16 protein-coding genes and 1 pseudogene are annotated in these 19115 nt (G+C 35.4%); 2 read left to right on the top strand and 15 right to left on the bottom strand.

Going from position 1 to position 19115, the window contains the following annotated elements; all coding sequences use genetic code 11:
* Positions 1-22 precede the first annotated feature (22 nt).
* The 13 genes and pseudogenes from PHC28_RS02200 to PHC28_RS02140 all read right to left on the bottom strand — a co-directional run bounded on the left by PHC28_RS02200 (position 23) and on the right by PHC28_RS02140 (position 15071).
* A complete protein-coding gene (locus PHC28_RS02200; protein ID WP_300096350.1) occupies positions 23-679 on the bottom strand; it encodes a CoA transferase subunit B in 657 nt (218 codons plus the stop codon).
* A gap of 40 nt (positions 680-719) precedes the next feature.
* Positions 720-1064, bottom strand: a complete 345-nt coding sequence (locus tag PHC28_RS02195) for a four helix bundle protein (protein WP_300096349.1) — start codon at positions 1062-1064, stop codon at positions 720-722.
* Positions 1065-1091: 27 nt separating this feature from the next.
* Positions 1092-1793, bottom strand: a complete 702-nt coding sequence (locus tag PHC28_RS02190; protein WP_300096348.1) for a CoA transferase subunit A — start codon at positions 1791-1793, stop codon at positions 1092-1094.
* 214 nt (positions 1794-2007) lie between these two features.
* On the bottom strand, positions 2008-4317 hold the full coding sequence (locus PHC28_RS02185; protein ID WP_300096347.1) for a transglycosylase domain-containing protein: 2310 nt from the start codon (positions 4315-4317) through the stop codon (positions 2008-2010).
* A gap of 9 nt (positions 4318-4326) precedes the next feature.
* Positions 4327-4806: a gliding motility lipoprotein GldH gene (locus tag PHC28_RS02180; RefSeq protein WP_300096346.1), complete on the bottom strand. Its 480-nt coding sequence runs from the start codon at positions 4804-4806 to the stop codon at positions 4327-4329.
* Positions 4790-6085 (bottom strand): regulatory iron-sulfur-containing complex subunit RicT, encoded by a 1296-nt coding sequence (locus tag PHC28_RS02175; RefSeq protein ID WP_300096345.1) that lies wholly within the window; start codon positions 6083-6085, stop codon positions 4790-4792. Before PHC28_RS02175 ends, PHC28_RS02180 begins: the two co-directional genes overlap by 17 nt.
* Before the next feature lie 282 nt (positions 6086-6367).
* Complete coding sequence (locus PHC28_RS02170) at positions 6368-7180, bottom strand: DUF4397 domain-containing protein (RefSeq protein WP_300096344.1); 813 nt, start codon at positions 7178-7180, stop codon at positions 6368-6370.
* Between the two features lie 26 nt (positions 7181-7206).
* Complete coding sequence (locus PHC28_RS02165) at positions 7207-8754, bottom strand: SusD/RagB family nutrient-binding outer membrane lipoprotein (RefSeq protein ID WP_300096343.1); 1548 nt, start codon at positions 8752-8754, stop codon at positions 7207-7209.
* Positions 8755-8765: 11 nt separating this feature from the next.
* Positions 8766-11852, bottom strand: a complete 3087-nt coding sequence (locus tag PHC28_RS02160; RefSeq protein WP_300096342.1) for a SusC/RagA family TonB-linked outer membrane protein — start codon at positions 11850-11852, stop codon at positions 8766-8768.
* Between the two features lie 114 nt (positions 11853-11966).
* Entirely contained in the window at positions 11967-12197 is a 231-nt protein-coding gene (locus tag PHC28_RS02155; protein ID WP_300096341.1) for a ferredoxin, read from the bottom strand.
* Positions 12197-13438 carry a peptidase U32 family protein gene (locus PHC28_RS02150; RefSeq protein WP_300096340.1) on the bottom strand — a complete coding sequence of 414 codons (1242 nt, stop codon included), beginning with the start codon at positions 13436-13438 and terminating at the stop codon, positions 12197-12199. The genes PHC28_RS02155 and PHC28_RS02150 overlap by 1 nt, the downstream gene beginning before the upstream one ends.
* Positions 13439-13442: 4 nt before the next feature.
* A pseudogene (locus PHC28_RS02145) lies at positions 13443-14471 on the bottom strand (rhodanese-related sulfurtransferase); the annotation flags it as partial.
* Positions 14472-14660: 189 nt separating this feature from the next.
* Positions 14661-15071, bottom strand: coding sequence for a BrxA/BrxB family bacilliredoxin (locus PHC28_RS02140; protein ID WP_300096339.1), 411 nt, complete (start codon positions 15069-15071; stop codon positions 14661-14663).
* A 200-nt stretch (positions 15072-15271) separates the two neighbouring features.
* Between PHC28_RS02140 and PHC28_RS02135 the strand changes: the two genes are divergently transcribed.
* Positions 15272-17143, top strand: a complete 1872-nt coding sequence (locus tag PHC28_RS02135; protein WP_300096338.1) for an Nramp family divalent metal transporter — start codon at positions 15272-15274, stop codon at positions 17141-17143.
* Between the two features lie 270 nt (positions 17144-17413).
* Entirely contained in the window at positions 17414-18067 is a 654-nt protein-coding gene (locus PHC28_RS02130) for a metal-dependent transcriptional regulator (protein WP_300096337.1), read from the top strand.
* Here the strand turns inward: PHC28_RS02130 and PHC28_RS02125 are convergent.
* Positions 18064-18186: a FeoB-associated Cys-rich membrane protein gene (locus tag PHC28_RS02125; RefSeq protein WP_300096336.1), complete on the bottom strand. Its 123-nt coding sequence runs from the start codon at positions 18184-18186 to the stop codon at positions 18064-18066. The genes PHC28_RS02130 and PHC28_RS02125 overlap by 4 nt on opposite strands.
* Before the next feature lie 6 nt (positions 18187-18192).
* Positions 18193-19115, bottom strand: a 923-nt coding sequence (locus PHC28_RS02120) for a nucleoside recognition domain-containing protein (protein ID WP_300096335.1), incomplete at its 5' end; no start/stop codon positions are given.

The raw sequence follows: 19115 nt of genomic DNA, 5'->3' as shown, positions 1-19115 counted from the left end.
CTGCGAATCTGCGGTTAATTTTTCAATCAATCACCATTTCAGGGATTTCGCCTTCGATAATTAAATTAGCTTCCGTGGAAGCGATGATATGTTCTACGGAAACACTTGGAGCGCGTTCTAAAAGTTTAAAACCTTTTGGAGTTATTTCTAAAACAGCTAATTCCGTAACTACTTTTTTTACGCAACCAACGCCTGTTAAGGGCAAAGTGCATTTTCTTAGAATTTTAGATTCTCCCGCTTTGTTTACGTGCATCATTGCTACGATAATATTTTCGGCAGAAGCGACTAAATCCATTGCGCCGCCCATTCCTTTTACCATTTTTCCGGGGATTTTCCAGTTGGCAATATCGCCGTTTTCAGCAACTTCCATTGCTCCAAGAATTGTCAAATCGACGTGTTGCCCACGAATCATACCGAAACTCATTGCCGAATCAAAAAAACTGGCACCTTTCAAAGTCGCAATGGTTTGTTTTCCAGCGTTGATTAAATCAGCGTCTTCTTCGCCTTCAAAAGGGAAAGGTCCCATTCCGAGAACGCCGTTTTCGCTTTGAAACTCCACGTCAATACCTTTTGGGATATAATTTGCCACTAGAGTTGGAATTCCGATTCCGAGGTTTACAAAGTATTTATCCTTGACTTCTTGGGCTATTCGTTTGGCAATGTCTTCTTTTGTTAGCATAAAAACAATGTGTCAATTAAACAATGTAATAATTTATCAATTAGCGAGCCTTGCTACTGCTTATAATTTTATAAACGATAAGTCCAATTTCATTAATTTTTGATTTTAATAATGGTTCAAATGGATAGGTTGGTGCTTTTTCGCATAAGATTAACCAATATTTTGTTTCTTCAATTTCTTTTACTGCAATTTTAATTTTGTGAATGAAATCAGCTCTGCTTTCGGCATTTTGAGCTTCGTGAACATTTGCACCAATGCTTGTTCCAGATTTTAATAATTGATTTGCAATTACAAATTTTCTGTTTTTCTCTAAAATCTCACAGAATGAAATTATTTCTAATGCAAAATCAATTGTTTTAGAAACTATAATGTTTTCTTTCTCCATAAATTGTTATATTATTACATTGAAAAATTAAATAATTTTCCTCACAGTTCTCTGCTCAATCCTCTTTTCGTATTTCTCGCCTTGAAAGATGCGTTGCACGAATATTCCAGGAATGTGAATTTGGTTAGGGTCGAGTGTTCCGGCTTCGACTAATTCTTCGACTTCGGCGATGGTAATTTTGGCAGCACCAGCCATACAAGGATTGAAGTTTCGGGCGGTTCCTTTGAAGATGAGGTTTCCTGCTGTGTCACCTTTCCAGGCTTTTACGATAGAAAAGTCAGCTTTGAATGCCAATTCCATTACGTGCATTTTTCCGTTGAATTCTCTAGATTCTTTGCCAATGGCGACTTCGGTTCCGAAACCTGCTGGAGTGAAAAAAGCAGGAATTCCGGCTTGGGCTGCGCTGCATCTTTCGGCTAGAGTTCCTTGCGGAATGAGTTCTACTTCGAGTTCACCAGAAAGCATTTGGCGTTCGAATTCGGCATTTTCTCCCACATAAGAAGAAATCATTTTTTTGATTTGATGTTTTTGCAAAAGCAAACCCAATCCAAAATCATCAACTCCTGCATTATTGGAAATACAGGTGAGATTGTTGGTTTCTTTTTTTACGAGTTCGGCAATGGAGTTTTCGGGAATGCCGCACAATCCGAAACCGCCCAACATCAGGGTCATTCCGTTTTCGATTCCTTGGAGTGCTTCTTGTACGTTGTTAACTTTTTTGTTAATCATAATTATAAAATGATTTTTAAACCATTAAGAAATTAAGGATATTAAGTTTTCAAGAAATTATAATTTCAGGATTGTTTATTTTGAAAACAAATACCCTAGCCCAGATGGCAGCGATATCCCACGCTTTTTTGCGTGGATTTAGCGAACAGCTGGAAATAGCTCCTTATTTAAAAAAATCTCAACAACAGTCGTACTTCATTTTTTGCAACGACTGCTACAATTCGAATTCATCGGTGTTTTGTTCTACATCGGTGCTGTCTTTTACTTTTGGTGCGGTGTAACAATCCACTTTTATGGAAAGATTTGGCGGTCTGTCGAAATCTTGTTTAGAAACTTTAAGGTTTTCATCGGCATAACAAAGTTTCATAAAATAGCCCCAAATAGGCAATGCTGCAGTTGCTCCTTGGCCATAAGTTATACTTTTGAAACGTGCCGAACGGTCTTCGCAACCTACCCAAACTCCAGTAACAAGATTAGGAACCATTCCCATAAACCAACCATCAGATTGATTTTGTGTGGTTCCGGTTTTACCAGCGATTGGGTTGGTAAATAGATACGGATAACCAGTCCAGCGATTGTCACCGCTACCGCCTCCTTGTGTTCTTAAACGTACACCAGAGCCACTTTCGGTAACGCCTTCCATTAATTTGATTACGGCAAATGCAACATCTTTATTTAAAACATCGTGTGATTCAGGAATAGGTTCAAAGATAACTACACCACTTTTGTCTTCTATTCGAGTGACGAATTGAGGTTTTACATAAACACCTTCGTTAGCAAAAGTTCCATAAGCGGCCACCATATCTTCAACTGTTACGTCAACTGCACCAAGAGCAATTGAAGGTTGAGCAGGAATGTCGGATTTAATTCCTAATTTGTGCGCCATTTCTACGACAGCTTCAGGTCCTGTTTTGTCAATTAATTTAGCCGAAATAGTGTTGATGGAATTGGCCAATCCTTGTTTTAAGGTTACCATTCCGCGGTATTTATTGTCGGAATTTCTTGGTTCCCAATCTGCGGTTACGTGATGACGCCCTTTATGAATCATAAATGGACCATCAATGATAGTGTCGCAAGGTGACATTCCTAATTGTTCAATGGCAGTTGCATAAACAAATGGTTTGAAGGTAGAACCCACTTGTCTAGCTCCTTGTCCCACGTGGTCATACTGAAAATATTTATAGTTGATACCACCAACCCAAGCTTTTATGCTTCCGGTTTGAGGATCCATTGCCATTAATCCTGATTGTAAAAAATGTTTGTAATAGCGGATGGAATCCAAAGGTGTCATAATGGTATCTTTTTCACCTTTCCAAGTGAAGACGGTCATTTTTGTTTTTACACTGAATGTTTTTATGATTTCTTCGTCACTTTTTTCTTCTTGTTTCAATATAAACCATCTGTTTGACGATTTCATTGCTTGAGTAAGAATTCGTTGGGTTTCAGCATCAGATATATTTACGAAAGGTGCATTTTTATTAGTTTTTGATTGAAGAAAAAATTCTTTTTGAAGGTTTGACATATGTTTTTCAACAGCCTCTTCTGCGTGCAATTGCATTCTAGAATCGATGGTGGTATAAATTTTTAAACCATCTTTATAAATGTTATAATCGGAGCCATCGGGTTTTTTGTTTTCATCTACCCATTTCTTCATATAATCACGCAAATACTCTCTGAAATAAGTGGCAGTTCCTTCGCGGTGACTTTCGAGTTTGAAATGTAGAACGATAGGTTCGCTTTGTAATTTTTCTTTTTCAGACTGTGAAATGATATGATTTTTTGCCATTTGTGCAAGAACCACATTTCTACGATTAGTTACACCTTTGATGTTTCTAATAGGATTATATAAACCTGAATTTTTAAACATTCCTACTAGCATCGCTGATTCGTCGACTGTTAAATCTTTTGGCTCTTTTGAAAAATAGGTTTTTGCAGCTGAACTTACTCCAACAGAATAGTTTCCAAAATCGTATACATTGCAATACATCGCGATGATTTCACTTTTGGTATATTGTCTTTCAAGACGAATGGCAATAATCCATTCCTTGATTTTTTGTACGATTCTAAAAGGTAAAAATTTCGACCCTTCGCCGTGAAATAATTGTTTGGCTAATTGCTGTGTCAAAGTACTGGCACCACCGCTTGTTCCCAAACTGGCTATTGCTCTCAAAGTTCCTCTTCCGTCAATTCCTGAATGTTCGTAAAAGCGTTCGTCTTCAGTAGCTACAAGAGCTTGAACGAAATTTTGTGGTAAGTCAGAATACTTTAATTGAGACCTATTTTGCTCAAAATATTTACCTAAAATCACTCCGTCAGACGAAATAATTTCGGTAGCTAGATTAGAATCTGGATTTTCTAAGTCTTCGAAAGAAGGCATCGAACCAAAAAGTCCCCAAGAGGCAAATAAGAAGAATAACAAGATACCTCCTAAACCATAAAAGAAAATTTTCCAAAATTTCTTTTTATAATAGCTTATATCTTTTTCGCTATTTTTTGTTTGATTATTGTTTTTTTGAGCAGCCATAATTCTATGTTAATCTATTTTTTCTATTCTGAATCCCACATCAGTTATTCCTTCTAATTCTTTAATTCCAGGAATTTTTCCATTTTCCCTTACGGCTTGTTTTATATGAACTTTGGATATTCCGTTCAGTTTTATTTTGTCTTTATAAAACAACTTGCTTTCTTTTATGTCTGTAAATCCATCACCTAGCAAGCTTCCATCTGGATTTGCCATTTGGTATTCGAGCGTGTCGATTTTTGTAAAACCATTCGCTTTTTCCATTGACACTATTAAAAAGAGATTGTTAAACGGATAGTTATTGTTATCTCTCAAATTAATGAATAAATTATATTGCTTTGTCGAATCTAATTTGGGTAAATTAAAAGTTACAATACTATCTTTATTCCACGCACTTCCTACTGATTTATATTCGTCAAAAACTCTTTTTTTATCACAGGAATAAAAGAGGATTACGACCAAAAGGAGTAATGCACTATTCTTTATTTTCATTTTTTGTAATAATTATGGGTTTTCTTGGTACTGCTGGTTTTACGTTTGTGTCTTTAGGTCTCACGTTATTATTTGGCCTATTATTATTTGGCTTATTAGTATTACCGTTTTTGGGTTGGTTATTGTTAGCAACAATTAAATTTCCTCCTGACAGTTTACGATTTTTATTTGATTTTTTCTTTTTCTTAGGTTGGTCAAAACGCGTTAAACTTTCTTGACCCATTGCATTATTGAAGTGTTTTTCAGGTTCTTGAACAATTTCAATAGCAAAATCTTCCAAGGAAGCCACTTTGTTTTTGAGCTTGTTTTCAGCGATGATTTCTTTAACTTGTTCAATTTTCAGCATATGCCAATTAGCAAAATCATTGGTGTAGGCAAACCACATCATTCCTTTGAAAATATCTTGTTTTTGACAAATTGCATCCCCCTTTTCAGTTATTAATTTCGTATCAAAACTAGGAAATCCACTGAGGGCATCCATATAAGTATCTAGTTCGTAATTCAGACAGCATTTTAGTTTTCCGCATTGTCCTGCCAATTTTTGAGGATTTAAAGACAATTGTTGGTAACGTGCTGCTGAAGTATTGACACTTCGAAAATCAGTTAGCCAAGTAGAACAACAAAGCTCTCTTCCGCAAGATCCAATTCCGCCCAAGCGTGCTGCTTCTTGTCGAAGACCTACTTGTTTCATTTCGACTCTGGTGCTGAATTCTTTTGCAAAGTCTTTGATCAAAAGTCTAAAATCGACTCTGTCATTGGCAGTATAATAGAAAGTGGCTTTTGAACCGTCACCTTGGAACTCAATATCTGAAATTTTCATTTCCAGTTTATGAGCTATTGCCAATTCTCGTGCACGAACCTTCATTGGTTCTTCTTTGTCACGTGCCACGGACCAAATGTCGATGTCTCTTTGGGAGGCTTTTCGGTAAACTTTTGCTATATCTGTACTGGTAGGATTCACTCCTTTTTTCTTCATTTGGATGCGAACTAATTCACCAGTTAATGTCACAATTCCTATGTCGTGTCCTGGCGATGCTTCGGTAGCGACAATGTCGCCCATACTTAAAGTTAGTTTTTCAGTATTGCGATAAAATTCTTTTCTTCCATTTTTGAAACGTATTTCGACACAATCAAAAGGAGCTTCTCCATTGGGCAAACTCATATTCGAAAGCCAGTCGAAAACCGTTAATTTGTTGCAGCTATCGGTGCCGCAAGTCCCATTATTTTTACAACCCTTTGGCGCACCGCCATCAGAGGTTGAACAACTTGTACATGCCATAATTATTATATGTAGTGTCGTGACGAGCACAACTTAAGTTCTTAAAACGTTTAATTTGTAAAGATAGTATTTTTTAGTTTTAAGTTACAAGGGTTGAAGTTTCAAGTTTTTGGAAAACAAAAAAACCTCAATTTCTTTATGAAGAAATTGAGGTTTTGAACAGGGTTTCTTCTCTTAATAATGTTGATTTTATAAAAAAAGCCGTCAAAATTGAAATATGATGGCTTTAGTTTTATTAAGAATATTTTGTAATCCCTTTTTTAGGTATAACACATAGCTGTTCTATTTATTTGTATAATAAGTCAAAGCAGGTATGTTTTTGGTTGAAGTAGGAATACCTCCTACATAACCATAACTATAGAAGGTGTATACTCTTCCTTTTCTTGGGGTAAAAGTGAATTTTGCAACAATTGTGGTGGTTCCAACCGTCCTTAATTGCACTTCATAAGTTGTGGACTCTAAATCTGCTATTGGGGTAATTGGAATAAAAGCTGTATTTCCGCCCAAGTAATTAACTCCGCTATAAATAACTGCATTTGAATTCAATTCTTTAATAGATAAGTCATAGCCTGTCACAGGTGAATTTGATATCACGTTTAAGAAACGTACGTACGCTTTTGTAGGATCTCCAACAGTCAAATTATCTCCAACGGTATAAGCAGAATAATTTGGTGATGAGCCTACCACGAACGTTGTGTAATTTTTTCCTCCTTCTAGAACAAGAGGGCTTGTGAATAAAGTTGACGCTGGTACTGTGTCAGTAGCAGGGATTTCTACTTTCATATTTGGGCTTCCCGCAGGAACCGTTGTATAATTAATAGCATCGGGATATTGTTTGCCATAGGCAATTCCTAAAGGCAAACCCGTAGTTACTAAAACAGAACTCGTTTTAACGTCGTTTAGAGACCAATTGACCGTAAAGTTTACTCCTGCAGGGCCAACAGCGGTATGTTGAAATTTCACACTCGCATTTGCTGCTGGAATAGATTCTGCATAAGGAGCAAAATTAGTTTCGTCACCACAAGAAGTGAATAAAACTAAAGTCAACAATGCTGTTGCCAAAAGTTTATTTATAGTTATTATTTTATTTTTCATTTGAATAGATTTTTTATATTAAAAAATTACGGTTGAGAATACCACATTTCTACGGTATGATAATCAGGTTTGTCACCACCTATCGCTTGCAATGAAGCATAATTCCATACATATTCTGAGTTATATCTTGGTCGAACTCTATAGGCAATTTTACCACCATTGTCAACAAAAAATGTAGGGAATACCATTCCTTCGTAAATTGCGGTATCATAGTGGTATTTTCTCATATCCGTCCATGTTTCTAAATAGCCAAAACCAAATAAGGCAATATATTTTTGCATCATAATATGCTTAAGTGTCAAATTAGCTGCAGTAGGGACAACGTTTGGGTCGGACAGAAAAGCGGTTTTTTGAGCAGCAGTTATTAATGTAGCTGTTGGATAAGTTGTAGAAACAATTGTATATTTATTAATCATATCCATACTTGCATCAATTCCCTTTTTGTAGGCGTCTAAAGCCATTACTTTGTCACCTTTTTTGAAAGCAGCTTCTGCTTTTATAAATTGCAATTCAGTATAGGTCATTAAAGGAAAGTCAATTGCATTTCTGAAAATATATCTTCCGGGCAATGTTGAAACTGTTTGTGTAGTACCTCCCCATAAATTAGGAATACGAGTTGCCGTCGTAGTTCCTGCGGTTGTGTTTAGAGGATTCCCTCTAAAAACACCATCTGATGATGGCACTAAAACCGCTTGCATACGAGGATCTATAACTCCTGTAAATATTGTACCATCCATTGCTTTTACAATAAAATCAGATTGACGATAGCTAGATAAATTATTTCTCATTGGTCCATAAAAATTTGCATCTGAAGAACTTGTACCAGCAAATTTCACAGTACAATCATCATTAATACTTGTAAAAGAATTATCTACAAAACTAATAACTTCGTCTGCATCATAGGTTGCTTTATTACTTAAATTATTTGCATTTCTTGCTAGCATTCCATAGGCAAATTTTTTCCATTTGGTTTTGTCTCCTCCATAAATTAAATCCCCTTTGGCAGTATAACTAATATCATATTTTCCATCTGTTCTATCTATATCTGCAATTGCTTCTAATTCCAATCGTTTAACTTCGTCATAAGCTTCCTGTTGTGTTCCATAATCGAATGTTAGTCTTTGAGTAAAAACTTGATCAAATTTTATCAAATTACTATGCATATCAGTAGTTGTTTGCCAAGTCCAACCTCTTATTGCTTTACCCATCCCTTCAATGTCATATCTTTGAGTTTTGTTAGCCACAGTAATTACATTTGATAAATTTAATCCGATAGAATAATAAGCGGTTTTCCAAATTTCTCCACAAGCATCACTGTTAGCAGTATATCCATATAAATCCCAAACATAATTTGAGGTTGAATTAGAAAAATATTGAGTATATTTTCCTAAATATCTTGAGTCAAATTGAGTTCCAAGAGCCATAGAAGCCTGAATATTTGGCAATAAAAATACTGGATCAACTTCTGTTGGAAAACTAGGATTAATGTTTACCGCGGCAATTTCATCACGATTACAAGCTGCAACCAACAGGATTGTAATAGATATGGCTAAATATTTTATTATTATTTTCATTTTTTATTTTTTTAAAGTCCAAATTTAAAACCTAGGTTAATTCCTCTTGGAGTAGAAAGCACCCCATAATCAAATCCCATTCCACCAGCACCTCCAGAGCTTGCATTTAATCCATTAACAGCTGGATCAGCACCTGTATAATTAGTAATCATAAATGCATCCGTTACTGTAAGGTAAATTGACATACTTTCAAAAAATTTTGTCTTTTTCAAAATTTCTGATGGCATACGATAGTTTAGAGTTATATCTCTCATTCGTAACCAATTTATTTTTTTTTCGATAAAATCTGAATCTACAATGTTTGTATTGTAGTATTCGTTTTGATAGTAAGGAGTAACTTGAATGTTGTTTTGAGTAGGATTTGCTGTGTTTTCTAAGCCATCTCTTAATACTCCATTCATAATTAATGATTGTTCGCGGTTTATAGTTTTTGCACTAAGTCCTTGTCTCCACAAATAAGCCTCAGTTCCGTTATAAATGTCTCCTCCTTTGCGGATATCTAAAAGGAAGGATAGTTTGAAATTTTTAAATGTAAAACTATTTTGAAGTCCAATAACAAAATCTGGATTTCTATCTCCTATTATTGGAAAAGTTTGATCTGTTATAGGTTGACCGTTTGAAGGATTTATTAGGATATCACCAGCAGTATTCCTTAAATAAGTATATCCAGTAAAGGATGTTAATGGCGATCCGACTCTTGCTCCTCCTCGAACATTTCCATATAACCATGTATCCGAAGTATAATACTCTGGTAAAGTAGGTGGTAAACTTAACAATTCACTATCCGTTTTTGTGAAGTTACATAAAACATCCCATAAAAAGTTATCCTTTTTAATTGGAGAGGCTGTAAGTGTAATCTCGAGACCACGATTTTGTATAGATCCAAAGTTAAAAGCCGTTAAAACAAATCCAGTCCCATAGCTTAAACGCATATTGTTTATAATAGGATTGTCCGTTTGTCTTTTATAAACAGCTACATCTAGGCCTATTCTGTTTTTAAAAAATCGTAACTCAGTACCAAATTCCATAGATGTGTTCATTTCTGCTTTTAAATCTGAATTGGCTCCAGTTACTGAATATCCAAATCCACCTCCAGTTGTCGTTTTGGGTTCATAAGAAGCATTAATTGAGTATGGTTTTGCATCATTTGCCACTCTAGCATAAGAAGCTCGTAGTTTCCCATATGATAAGATTTCTTTATCTTTTAATCCATTTAATTCTGTAAATACAAAACTTAAGGAAGTAGATGGATAGAAGAAAGAATTATTGGCTCTTGGTAAAGTAGAAGAAACATCATTTCTTCCTGTCAATGTCAAGAATACTGTTTTGTCATAGTCTAAAGTAGCTTCTCCAAAAATACCATCTACTCTTCGTCTTATAATTCTTTCTTGAGATCGTTGCGTAGTTGGATTAGTATTGTTTATACTCATTACATCAGGCTGATAATATTTTTCACCTTTGGTAGATAAAATGGTGTAATTTTCATCTTTACGAGCAGTACCTATACGTAATAAACCGTTGAATTTTCCAATAGATTTTTTTGCAGTACCAAAAAACAAATAGTTATAGTTTTTGGTTTGATCTGAATATTGTTCAAAATATCCTCCCAAAGAAATACCCGTTCCTGAACCAATTCCTGTAGCACTTCTTGCGGATTCTGGATGGACAGATTTGAATCCTTGTGTAGAGTTGGCATCAATACCAACACGCCCCGTAAAGCTTAACCAAGATAATGGTTCATAAACTAATGACATATTAGAAACAATGCGATTATTTTTGTCATTTCCTCTGTTTTTATTTACTTCAAAAAATGGGTTGTCTACTTCGGTGTCTAAAGCACCAGAAGTTATAGTTCTTCTAGTTCCATCTGAATTTAAATAATTTGTAACATCTTCATTAGCTGGATAAGCTAAAAGATTTAATAAAAATCCCCCAGCTCCTTTCGAAGTTTTATCAGTTTCTGAATTTGTATATGCTAAAGAAGCATCCGCTTTAAATTTATCGTTTATTTTAGCACTACCACTTAAAGTAATATTTGTTCTTGAATAGGCAGAATTAGGCACAACACCTTTTTGATCAATATTTGCCAAAGATAATCTATAAGTTAATTGATCGGTTCCTGCTTCAAATGTTAAAGCATTTGAGGTTTTAAAACCTGTTTGAAAAAAGTTATTTACATTATCATATAATTGAGTTCCTAGAGCGTATTTCTCACCAAACATTCTACGATAATCGTTGTTTGTTATTCCATTTGCTCCTCTTTGATACATCGTTTGAGTTTTTGGAAAGCGATATACCTCATCTGTTCTTACATCCGAAGAAAAGGTAATCGTACCACGACCTTTTTTACCTTTCTTGGTTGTAATTACAATTGCTCCATTTCCAGCTTCAATACCATATAGTGCTGCTGCTTCAGGACCTTTAAGAACAGTAACCGATTCAATATCATCAGGGTTTATGTCAGCACCACGGTTGGTATAATCAGTATCTCTATTTGGCCCATTAGAGATTAATAAGCCTTGATCTAATGTGGAATTACTAACCGGCAAACCATCCACGATAAATAAAGGAGAGTTGTTACCGCTCATTGAGTTCACTCCACGAAGTTGAATTGCTGCCGAAGCTCCCGGAGCACCAGATGTACTGGTAACCGTTAGCCCAGCAATTCTGCCTTGCATAGCATTTATGAAATTTTCTCTTTGCGTATCGGCAATATCGGTCCCTTTTACCCCTTGAGTTGCATAACCCAGTGATGCTTTTGGACGGTTAATACCCAAAGCTCCAGTAACAACTACTTCTTTTAGGCTTTGAGCTCCCTCACTTAAAACCACATTTAACAAGGATCCATTAACTTTTACCTCTTTGGTTTCAAAACCAATATAAGTAATTAGCAATACCGACCCTTTTTGGGCCTTAATTACAAAAGCCCCATCTGCACCAGTAGATGATTGATCATTTGTCCCTTTAACAAGGATACTTGCTCCCGGCAACGGAAGACCATTGTTGTCTGAAACTTTACCTTTTACCGTTATATTTTGGGAGTAAGAAGTTAAAGCCCCAAAAAAGCATAGTAAAAGAATTAAATACTTTTTTTTCATTTTGGTTAAATTTTTTGATTATTGATGCAAACATAATAAATCGTAAACATTAATTTAACAAAAACATTAAAAAAAACATAAAATTTAACAAAATCAACTATCTAATTCACGTAATTATATATCTTTAACAGTAATTATCTTCACTGGACAAGCTTTTGCTGCTAATTCACAATTTTCGACAATAGTATGATCATAAGATTTTAAAGTAAAAAACCCTTTTGCGTTGACACTTTTAATCAATACCGATTTTCCGTCTTTTTTAGACATTTGAAATTGTACCGGCGCCATTTCAACACAATAATTGCAACCAATACATTTGGCTCTTTGAAGAGTTACTATTACCATTAGGCATCAACGATTTTATATAATTTGTCGGACATCCGAATTCTGAAAGGTAATTTAAAAGTACAATCATCTCCTTTAGTTGCTTTATTCGCCGCCGTGTCATTGACATACATTTCTTCAATTATCATTTCTTGAGCTCCAGTGCTTGGACCTGTAACTAATATTTTATCTCCAATTTGTATATCGTAAGCTTCGATTTTGAATTGTCCAATGGCTGCTTTTGGGAAATAATGGGTTCCTTTTCCCACATACACTTTTTTCTGGGTTGCCATCGAACCTGAAACATCGCTCCATTCGCCCAATTCTTGTCCCAAATAATATCCAGACCAAAAACCACGATTGTAAACCGTACCTAATGCTTCCATCCAATCTACTACTTTTTCTTTAGAAAACGTGCCTTCGTAATAACTGTCAATAGCTTCGCGATAGGTTTTTACTACTGTAGCCACATATTCTGGAGCGCGACCACGACCTTCGATTTTCAAAACTTGAATGCCTGAATCAATCACTTGATCAAGGAAATCAAGCGTGCATAAATCTTTTGGCGACAACAAATATTCGTTGTCCACTTCAATTTCAAAACCAGTTTCTTGATCGGTAAGAGTATATTTCTTGCGACAATTTTGCTTGCAAGCACCCCGATTGGCCGATGAATTATCCGAATGTAAACTCAAATAACATTTTCCCGAAACCGCCATACATAAAGCTCCGTGTCCAAAGATTTCGATTTCTACCAATTTTCCGCTTGGACCTTTGATGTCCTCTTTGATAATTTGTTCCGTGATTTTTTTCACTTGGCGCAAGCTCAATTCCCGACTCAAAACCATTGTGTCGGCAAACAAACTATAGAATTTTATGGTTTCGATATTAGTGATATTCAATTGGGTAGAAATATGGACTTCCATCCCAATTCCTCTCGCCATCGCAATTACGGCTTGATCCGAAGCAATTACAGCTGTGATATTTGCTTCTTTGGCTTTGGCCAATAATGTTTTTACAACCGACAAATCGTGATCATAAATTATTGTATTTAAAGTCAAATACGTTCTGATTTTTTTGGCTTCGCAACGATGGGCAATTTCCTGTAAATCATCCATTGTGAAATTTACTGTAGCTCTAGCACGCATATTCAATTGTTCCACTCCAAAGTAAACGGAATCTGCATTATTATCAATTGCCGCTTGTAGTGATTCGAAGTTTCCGGCCGGTGCCATTAATTCAATTTTATTGCTTGTTGTCATCTTAATTCTTGTATTTTAAAACACCAGATTTTCCTTTTTTGAAAATTTTGTTACTGTTTATTATGCCTTTTCTAATTGCTTTTTGTTCCTCTTCAGGCAAGTGAATTACCTCTACACATTCTGAAGAACAACAATTTTCCATAGTTGTTTTGCATTCATCACATTGGATAAAAAGCAAATGACAACCTTCGTTCACGCAATTCGTATGCACATCGCAAGGTTTTCCGCATTGATGGCATTGCGACACAATATCGTCCGTGATTCTTTCTCCCAAACGGTGGTCAAAAACAAAGTTTTTCCCAATGAATTTGCTTTCTAAACCTTCGGCTTTGACTTGTCGTGTGTATTCTATGATTCCGCCTTCGAGTTGATAGACGTTTTCGAAACCTTTGTGTTTGAAATAAGCGCTGGCTTTTTCACATCGAATGCCGCCTGTGCAATACATCAAAAGGTTTTTGTCTTGTTTGTGTTCTGAAAGTTGATTTTCAATGATAGGTAAACTTTCTCGAAAGGTATCTACATCAGGTTTTATGGCATTAGTAAAATGTCCGATTTCGCTTTCGTAATGATTGCGCATATCGACCACAATCGTGTTGGGATTTTCCAATAATTCGTTGAAATCTTTTGCTTTGAGATGTATCCCAATATTGGTCACGTCGAAAGTTTCGTCTTCTAGTCCATCGGCAACAATTTTGTCACGGACTTTTATGGTGAGTTTCAGAAAGGAATAATCATCGTGTTCGACAGCGATATTCAATCGAATGCCTTTCATAAAATCGTATTTTTCGATAGTGTCTTTGAAAGCGTAGAAATTGTCTGCTGGTAATGATAACTGAGCATTTATTCCTTCATTGGCAACATAAATTCGTCCTAAAACATCGAGAGGATTCCAAGCAAGAAATAATTCATTCCTGAATTCAGTTGGATTTGGTAATTGCGCATAAGCATAGAAAGACAGCGTGAGTCTCTGTTTTCCGGCATCATCAATCAAGATGGCTCGCTCTTCTGCGCTTAAAGTGTTGTACAGTTGCATGCTATAAACAATTAAGTTGAGAAAATTAGTTGCGCAAAGGTAGAATGTTTAATACAAAGACGCAAAGACTTTTCGCAAAGACGCAATGGTTTTAAAAAAGTAAACCGCAGAATCTCAGATTAAAATACTAATCTGAGATTCTGCGGTAAATTATTTAGTGTTCTTTGCGCTAAACTTTGTGGTTAAATACTAGCAATATTCGTTAAAAGCGTCTTTCAGGTTATCAGCAATTAATTCAGCAGCGCGACCTTCAATATGATGACGCTCTAACATGTGAACAAGTTCGCCATCTTTGAATAGGGCAATGCTTGGTGAAGATGGAGGAAAAGGGAACATAAATTCTCTTGCTGAGGTTACCGCTTCCTTATCAACACCTGCAAAAACTGTCACTAAATGATCTGGTTTTTTAGCATTATCTAAACTCATTTTTGCTCCTGGACGTGCATTTCGTGCAGCACAACCACAAACTGAATTGATGACAACAAGTGTTGTTCCTTCAGCTTTCATAGCGTTTTCTACTTCTTCTACGGTATGTAATTCTTGAAAACCTGCTGACGTTAATTCGGCTTGCATTGGTTTTACCATTTCTTCTGGATACATATTTTTATATTTAAGATTAAATTTTAATTATTTAAAGCTTGACAAAGTTACAAAGTTTTCGTCTTTTGGAATGGGTAAGATCGATAAAGATTTGTTATAGTTTTATATTTAAAAAAATTATAGTTTAATATTTAGATTAGACTAAAAATTTTATTTCATTAATAAAAAAATAATTATATTTGTCTACAAATTACTATTTTATGAATAATTCTCTTGAGGAAGTCAACCAATCAGTAGCCACACAAAACAAGAAAACAGGTTTCAGAAAAATTCTTGCTTTTTTCGGACCGGCCTATTTAATTAGTGTTGGTTATATGGATCCAGGAAACTGGGCGACAGATATTGCCGGAGGAAGCCAATTTGGTTATACCTTGCTTTGGGTTCTATTGATGAGTAACTTGATGGCTTTGCTGTTGCAAAGTTTAAGTGCTCGATTAGGAATTGTTACTCAACGTGATTTAGCACAAGCTTCTCGTGAGACTTATTCGAAATTTATTAATTATATTCTCTATATTCTTGCCGAAATTGCCATCGCTGCTTGTGACCTTGCCGAAGTTTTGGGAATGGCAATTGGTATTAATTTATTATTTGGAATTCCTTTGATACAAGCGGTAATGATAACCGTTTTGGACACATTTTTGTTGCTTTTCCTTATCAATAAAGGCATTCGTAAAATGGAAGCTTTTATCATTGCATTAGTTTTGATTATTGGAATTTCATTTGTTTTTGAAGTGTTTTTAGCCCAACCCGAAATGGGGAAAGTGATTTATGGTTTAATTCCGTCAATGCCTAATTCGGCAGCACTTTACATCGCCATAGGAATTATTGGAGCCACGGTTATGCCACATAATTTATACTTGCATTCTTCATTAGTACAAACTCGAAAATTCGATAGAACCGAGGCAGGAATTAAGCAAGCTTTGAAATATAATTTTATCGATAGTACAATTGCTTTGAATCTAGCCTTTTTTGTAAATGCTGCGATTTTAATTTTGGCGGCAGCTACATTCTACAAAAACGGAATGTTTAATGTTGCCGAAATTCAAGATGCTTACCAATTTATGGAGCCAATGTTGGGTTCTAAATGGGCACCAATATTATTTGCTGTTGCCTTGATTGCCGCAGGGCAAAGTTCCACAATTACGGGAACATTAGCAGGACAAATCGTTATGGAAGGTTATCTTAATCTGAGAATTCAGCCTTGGGTTCGAAGAATAATTACTCGATTAATTGCGATAGTTCCTGCAGTAATTGTCATCACTATTTTTGGCGAAAGTGTTACAGGAAAACTATTGATTTTGAGCCAAGTTATTTTGAGTTTGCAATTGGGTTTTGCCATTATTCCCCTCATTCATTTTGTGAGTGACAAGACTAAAATGCGAGGTTTTCATATTAGCAAAACCACCCAAATCGTTTCTTGGATTGTCGCTGTTATTATTGTTTCACTCAATATTAAACTAGTTTTCGATGAAATTAAAGATTGGCTTCAAACATCCGAAAATCCTGTTGTGCTATGGTTGACTGTTGTTCCGCTGGCAATTGGATTCTTGATTTTGCTGTTGTATATTGTTTTCAAACCGTTTATCACCAAAGCAAAACAAGATATTCAAAATCATTCTCCACATAATTTAAAGCTACAATTTTCTAAAAAAGGGTCTTATAATAAAAAGAGAATTGCCATTTCAGTTGATTTCTCATCTGCCGATGCTGTTGCTATAAACAATGCTTTTGAGTTGGGTGGAATTGAAGCGAAATACACCTTAATTCACGTGGTGGAAACCGTTGGAGCAATGATTTATGGTAAAAATATTGAAGACCACGAAACTTTGATTGACGCAAAACTATTGAAAGAATACAAGCAAATGCTTTCGAAAAAAGGGTTCAAAGTAAAAACAAAATTAGGTTTTGGTAAACCCAATAAAGTAATTCCTGAAATCATCAATAATGGAAAATTTGATGTTTTGGTGATGGGAACCCACGGACACACTGGTATTAAGGATTTAATTTTTGGAACTACCGTGGATAAGTTAAGACACAAGATTTCGATTCCATTGTTTATCGTAAAAATTTAATGTTTAACCGCAAAGTCGCAAAGAAATCGCCAAGAGTACAAAGTTTTACTAAAAATTAAAGTCAGTATTTCTAAAATTATGTTATTTTGTTGCGCTCTAAAAACCGAAGGTTTTTATCTTTGTGACCTTATGATTTACTAATAAATGAAAAGAACTTTGCGCCTTTGCGGTAAATTTTTTTATTTACAAATGACAACAAAATCAGAATTCTAAAATCGTTAATCTTCACCCGAGCCTAAAAGGCGAACAGGCGAAGTAATCAAAAATCAAATGACTTTTTCAGAAGAAAATTATCTCAAAACCATTTATCACTTAACCGCAATTTCAGATGCCGAAGTGAGCACGAATGCTATTGCCGAAAAAATGGAAACCAAAGCTTCGTCTGTGACCGATATGCTTAGAAAACTGGCCGAAAAAAATTTGGTAAACTATAAAAAATACCAAGGTGTTTCCTTGACCGAAAAAGGAAATTTGAGTGCTAAAATGATTGTGAGAAAGCATCGTCTTTGGGAAGTTTTCTTGGTCGAAAAACTCGACTTTTCTTGGGACGAAGTGCACGATGTTGCCGAACAATTAGAACACATAAAATCAGAACAACTCATCAATAAATTAGATGATTTTCTAGGAAATCCTACCGAAGATCCTCACGGTGATCCAATTCCAGATGCAAAAGGAAGAATGGTTAAAACGGACAAACAGTTGCTTTCGGATTTAGCGGTAAATCAAACAGGAATTTGTGTTGGAGTAAAGGATTCTTCGTCTGAATTCTTGAAATATTTAGACAAGCAGGAAATCGCTTTGGGTTCAAAAATCGAAATCCTTTCCAAGGAATCTTTCGACTCTTCTACTAGAATAAAAGTGGATGCTAAAGAACTGACAATTTCGCATAAAATTGCGACGAATCTTTTTGTGAAGGTCGTTTAACCGCAATTGCAGTCATCGCCACAATTTTTGTCGGTTTTTTTCTTTTTGAAAAAGAATTTCCTAAACAAAAATGCAACTGCAATTCCAAGTGTTATATAAGCTAAAATTTCTTGTAACATAACGATTTATTTTAAAATTTGGTAAGCAATTAACGCTACTATATAAGCAAAACTGCTCATAAAGACGAGCTGACCCAATGGCCATTTCCAACTATTGGTTTCTTTTTTTGTGATGGCCAAGGTACTGGCACATTGCATGGCAAAAGCATAAAACAACAACAATGAAATTCCGGAAGCAAAATTGAATATTTTCTCTCCCGTTTGGGGATTAATTTCGGCTCTCATTTTGTTTTTGATGGTGTTGTCATTATCGCTTCCGCCAACGCTGTAAATGGTCGCCAGAGTTCCCACAAAAACTTCTCTTGCCGCAAACGAACTGATGATGGCAACGCCAATTTTCCAATCGTAACCCAAAGGAGAAATTAGGGGTTCAATGGTTTTTCCCATTATTCCAATATAAGAATTCTCTAATTTGTATGCCGAAACCTTATTTTTGAGTTCTAATTTTGATATGTTTTGATTCTCTGTTTTTGACATAAGAATAATTTCGGCATCATTGAATTTTTTTGTTGGACTATTCGAAGCCAAAAACCACAAAACCACAGATATTGCCAAGATAATTTTCCCGGCTCCAAAGACAAATGCCTTTGTTTTTTCAATCACATTTATGGCTACGTTCTTGAACATTGGTAACTTGTAATTGGGCATTTCGACTACGAAGAAAGTTTTGCATTTTAATTTTAGAACTTTATTTAAAATGTAAGCCGAAAAAATAGCCATTCCAAAACCAATAAGGTACAAAAACATCAAGGTTAACCCTTGTAAATTGAGGAAACCAAAAACAAATTTATCAGGAATTACTAGTCCAATAATGATGGCGTAAACAGGTAATCTAGCCGAACAAGTGGTGAACGGAGTCACTAAAATTGTGATTAATCTTTCTTTCCAGTTTTCAATATTTCTTGTCGCCATAATCGCTGGAATCGCGC

The organism is Flavobacterium sp., assembly GCF_028712645.1.
GTDB lineage: Bacteria > Bacteroidota > Bacteroidia > Flavobacteriales > Flavobacteriaceae > Flavobacterium.
Note: the sequence above shows the minus strand (reverse complement) of the source record. Positions and strands in the feature narration are given on the sequence as shown.

Excerpts from the sequence above, each read along its gene's own strand:
- PHC28_RS02200 (WP_300096350.1), bottom strand. The coding sequence starts at position 679 with ATGCTAACAAAAGAAGACATTGCCAAACGAATAGCCCAAGAAGTCAAG.
- PHC28_RS02195 (WP_300096349.1), bottom strand. The coding sequence starts at position 1,064 with ATGGAGAAAGAAAACATTATAGTTTCTAAAACAATTGATTTTGCATTA.
- PHC28_RS02190 (WP_300096348.1), bottom strand. The coding sequence starts at position 1,793 with ATGATTAACAAAAAAGTTAACAACGTACAAGAAGCACTCCAAGGAATC.
- PHC28_RS02185 (WP_300096347.1), bottom strand. The coding sequence starts at position 4,317 with ATGGCTGCTCAAAAAAACAATAATCAAACAAAAAATAGCGAAAAAGAT.
- PHC28_RS02180 (WP_300096346.1), bottom strand. The coding sequence starts at position 4,806 with ATGAAAATAAAGAATAGTGCATTACTCCTTTTGGTCGTAATCCTCTTT.
- PHC28_RS02175 (WP_300096345.1), bottom strand. The coding sequence starts at position 6,085 with ATGGCATGTACAAGTTGTTCAACCTCTGATGGCGGTGCGCCAAAGGGT.
- PHC28_RS02170 (WP_300096344.1), bottom strand. The coding sequence starts at position 7,180 with ATGAAAAATAAAATAATAACTATAAATAAACTTTTGGCAACAGCATTG.
- PHC28_RS02165 (WP_300096343.1), bottom strand. The coding sequence starts at position 8,754 with ATGAAAATAATAATAAAATATTTAGCCATATCTATTACAATCCTGTTG.
- PHC28_RS02160 (WP_300096342.1), bottom strand. The coding sequence starts at position 11,852 with ATGAAAAAAAAGTATTTAATTCTTTTACTATGCTTTTTTGGGGCTTTA.
- PHC28_RS02155 (WP_300096341.1), bottom strand. The coding sequence starts at position 12,197 with ATGGTAATAGTAACTCTTCAAAGAGCCAAATGTATTGGTTGCAATTAT.
- PHC28_RS02150 (WP_300096340.1), bottom strand. The coding sequence starts at position 13,438 with ATGACAACAAGCAATAAAATTGAATTAATGGCACCGGCCGGAAACTTC.
- PHC28_RS02140 (WP_300096339.1), bottom strand. The coding sequence starts at position 15,071 with ATGTATCCAGAAGAAATGGTAAAACCAATGCAAGCCGAATTAACGTCA.
- PHC28_RS02135 (WP_300096338.1), top strand. The coding sequence starts at position 15,272 with ATGAATAATTCTCTTGAGGAAGTCAACCAATCAGTAGCCACACAAAAC.
- PHC28_RS02130 (WP_300096337.1), top strand. The coding sequence starts at position 17,414 with ATGACTTTTTCAGAAGAAAATTATCTCAAAACCATTTATCACTTAACC.
- PHC28_RS02125 (WP_300096336.1), bottom strand. The coding sequence starts at position 18,186 with ATGTTACAAGAAATTTTAGCTTATATAACACTTGGAATTGCAGTTGCA.